The 3,556-nt window shown below is 64.1% G+C and carries 3 protein-coding genes; 1 reads left to right on the plus strand and 2 read right to left on the minus strand.

From position 1 onward, the window contains the following. Positions 1-856, minus strand: an 856-nt coding sequence (locus tag QOI01_RS16210) for an MFS transporter (RefSeq protein ID WP_526382615.1), incomplete at its 3' end; no start/stop codon positions are given. 334 nt (positions 857-1,190) lie between these two features. Then, positions 1,191-2,474, minus strand: coding sequence for a formyl-CoA transferase (frc, locus tag QOI01_RS16215; protein ID WP_526382617.1), 1,284 nt, complete (start codon positions 2,472-2,474; stop codon positions 1,191-1,193). A 588-nt stretch (positions 2,475-3,062) separates the two neighbouring features. Here frc and QOI01_RS16220 point away from each other — a divergent pair. Continuing rightward, positions 3,063-3,556 (plus strand): MFS transporter (locus tag QOI01_RS16220; protein WP_526382619.1); only part of this gene is annotated, 494 nt, incomplete at its 3' end.

Genomic DNA, 3,556 nt, shown 5'->3' on the forward strand with positions numbered 1-3,556 from the left:
CCTTGGCAAAGGGGACCATGTAGCTGATGCCGAACAGCGAGACGCCGGCGCTGATCCCGAGCGAGAGCCACATCAGCGGCAGCATGCCTGTCCGGATGGCTTCCCGCGGCGTGTACTGGCGCACGGCCGGGGGGTTCTTCCGCAGGCTCTGCGCGCCGCTCTTGCTGCTGGCCCACTCGAGCGGGTCCACGTCGGCCGGCCACCAGTTCTTCGGAGGATCCCGGAATAACATCCCGCAGGCGGCGACGACGATGAGCATGTATACCCCGACGAGGTCGAGGACCCAGACGTAGGTGCTCGGATGCAGGGCGTAGCTGAAGATGAAGATGAAGGGCACGGCGCCGTAGGCGAACCCGCCGTTGACGAAGCCGGTCTTACCTCCGCGCCGTTCCGGGTACCACTTGCCGACGATGTTGATGCAGGTCGCATACACCAGGCCGGCGCCGACACCGCCACAGAGGGCGAAGCCGAGGTAGGCGAGGACGATGCTGTCCTGGGTGAGGCTCATGAAGCCGACCGCCGAGAGGACGGCGCCGACCAGCATGGCGACCTTCGCCGAGACGATGTCCTTCTCCCGCAACTTTCCTGCCGGATAGGCGATCAGGGCCTGGAAGAAGGCCCAGATGGACAGTAGCCAGAAGGTCTCGGACATGCTCCAGCCGTGGGCTTCCCGGACCGAGGCTTGGGCGGCGCCGTAGCCGTATTCGTAGACGCTGACCGCCATCATGGCGGCCCACGGCAGCCAGACCATCCAGGCCCGGGACCTTCCGAGTAGTTCGCGGTCGGTCTCCCCGACGCGGTAGACGCGATTGTTCGCGTCGGTGATCTCGCGATAACTTGCTACTGGTGCGGACATCGTTCATTCTCTTTCTTGCGATGGTTACAGGCTCGCGCCTCGATGGCCTCCCGCGTCAGGTTTTCGCGAAGGACATCCGAGCACTTGTCGTGTACTGCACGGGGATAATGCCCGATGCAGGGAATCGGGCGCGCACACTGAAGTCACGGTGAAGTGCGTCGCGGACCGTTGTTGGCCTTGCGGCCGTTAGCGCCAAGCGACACTCGGCGACCGTTTTCAAAGCATCTGCTGTCCTGCCTCATGGGGTTACCTCATGACGCCCTCGCCCTTTCGTTGTGTGGCCACTGACCCGTTTCGGTGGATGAGCCGGCCGACGATGCCCAGGACCGGTTTCTCATATGGCTCCGGCATGCCTGAACAGCTCCAGTTGTTCCGGCGAATAGCCGAGTTCGGCACAGATCGATTCGGTGTGCTCGCCCAGCATCGGCGAGCGGATGATCTCCACCGGGGAATCCGACAACCGCAGTGGAGAGCCGACGGTCTTGAACGGTCCCCGTTCGGGATGGTCAACGGTGACGATCGAGCCGAGGTCGGCCAGGGTTTCGTCCTCGATGAGCTCCTTGGTGCTCAGCACCGGACCGCACGGCACGTTCAGCGCGTTCAGCGCCGACAACGCCTCCCACTTCGTGTGCTTCTCGGACCAGTCCTCGATCAGCGCAAAGACCTTGTCCAACTTGTGAAGCCGGTCCTCGGGCCGGGACCAGTCGGGATGGTCGGCCAGCTCGGGCCGTCCGATCAATTCCGCCAGCGGTGCCCACACCTGGGGTTGGACGATGACGTAGATGTAGTCGTTGGGACCGCCGCCGCTGGTCCGGACCGCCCACCCGGGCTGGCCGCCGCCGGAGGCATTGCCAGATCGTGGAACCTCGTCGGTGAAGCGCTCGTTGGGGTACTCGAGCAGCGGACCGTGTGCCAGCCGTTGCTGGTCACGCAGCTTCACCCGGCACAGGTTGAGCACGGCGTCCTGCATGGACACCTCGACGCGCTGGCCGCGGCCGGTGTTGGTGCGCTGGTAAAGCGCGGCCAGGATTCCGGTGACCAGGTGGATGCCGGTACCCGAGTCGCCGATCTGCGCGCCGGTCGCGGTCGGGGGACCGTGCTCGAACCCGGTCGTCGCCATGGAGCCGCCCATTGCCTGCGCGATGACCTCGTAGGCCTTGAAGTTGAAGTACCTGCCGGGGCCGAAGCCCTTTATCGAGGCGTAGATGAGCCGCGGGTTGATCTCGTGCAGTCGCTCCCAGGTGAACCCGAAGCGATCGACCACACCCGGTCCGAAGTTCTCGGCCAGGATGTCGACGCGCGTCACCAGGTCGGTGAAGATCTGTTTGCCCTCATCGCTCTTCATGTTGACGGTGATGCTGCGCTTGTTGCAATTGAGCATCGTGAAGTAGAGGCTGTCGGCGCCGGGGACGTCGCGCAGCTGGCTGCGGGTGACGTCGCCGCCCCTTGGCGCCTCCAGCTTGATCACGTCGGCGCCGAGCCAGGCGAGCAGCTGAGTCGCCGAGGGACCCGACTGGACGTGCGTCATGTCGAGAACCCGAACGCCAGACAACGCCTTGCCCACACCGGCACCCGGCGCAGTGCGGTCGCCGTTCGCGACGGGGGGGATCTCAACCATGATCACGATCTCCTCTACTCGCCTCGGCACGTGAGCGGTTCGGGCCGGGGATTCCTTCGGGTGAGCGATTGCGGAAAATTGCATACCGTATGCGTTCAGCTATGAGTGTGTCCCACCTAACAAGTTCTTGTCTAGTTTTTCGCCCACATTTGGCAAGGCTCAATCGCCCAGGGTCCAGCCGGCTGACCCAGCGACCGTGGCCATGTCGGCCACCAACAGCGGCCTTCGCCCGTGACTTCGACGAATAGTCCCTATTCGCAGCACTTCCGGTGGTCCCCATTCTCCGAGGTCGAGGCGGGAAAGCAAGCGCTTTCAGGGTCTCGTCACGATCTCCAGGAGATTCACAGCGCATTTTGTGGTTGCGCACAGGATTGTATGTAGTATACCGTCCGCTGTGACTGTGGTCACTAACCCGTCCCTAGAGTGATTGGCGCTACATATGAATCTGTATGCAATATCCACCGAGACGCGAAGGTGGGCGGCTACGAGTCCGCCCCTCCGCCCGCGGAGTCGGGCCGTCTCGAGGATCGTCGGACCGACCGACCGAACACCGGCGGGCTCGACACGGAGCCAGGGGGTTCAGCCAGCATGAATGCGACAGCTCGACCGACGTTCCGCGAGGTCACAGACAAGAACGGCAGGGTGTACCGGATCGGTGAGACCGACCGCGACATCCTCGGGCGTTCACGGGTGTGGATGGTGTGGCTGCCGTGGATCGCCATGATGGCCATCAGCTCGTCCGAATACGCGTTCACCTCGGCCGAGGACACACTCGTCGAGGCGCACGGCTGGGGCCACGGCCACATCTTCTGGTTGCTGGGCGTATGGGTGTTCTTCCAGGCCGCGGTGGCGTTCCCGGCAGGCAAGTTGCGGGAGAGCGGCAAGTTGTCGGCCAAGGCGGCGATGATGCTCGGCGCGGCCGGGGCGCTGCTGGGATACGTGTCGCTGGCGTTCGCTCCCAACGTCTTCTTCGCCTATCTGGGCTTCGGGTTCTTTGGCGGAACCGCGGCCGGTTTCGTCTACGCCACCTGCGTGAACATGGTGGGCAAGTGGTATCCGGAACGAAAGGGCGGCAAGACCGG

Origin of the sequence: Mycobacterium sp. (assembly GCF_032162605.1) — a bacterium.
Taxonomy (GTDB): domain Bacteria; phylum Actinomycetota; class Actinomycetes; order Mycobacteriales; family Mycobacteriaceae; genus Mycobacterium.

Bases quoted from the DNA above. Each gene is read 5' to 3' on its own strand.
- frc (WP_526382617.1), bottom strand. From the start codon at position 2,474: ATGGTTGAGATCCCCCCCGTCGCGAACGGCGACCGCACTGCGCCGGGT.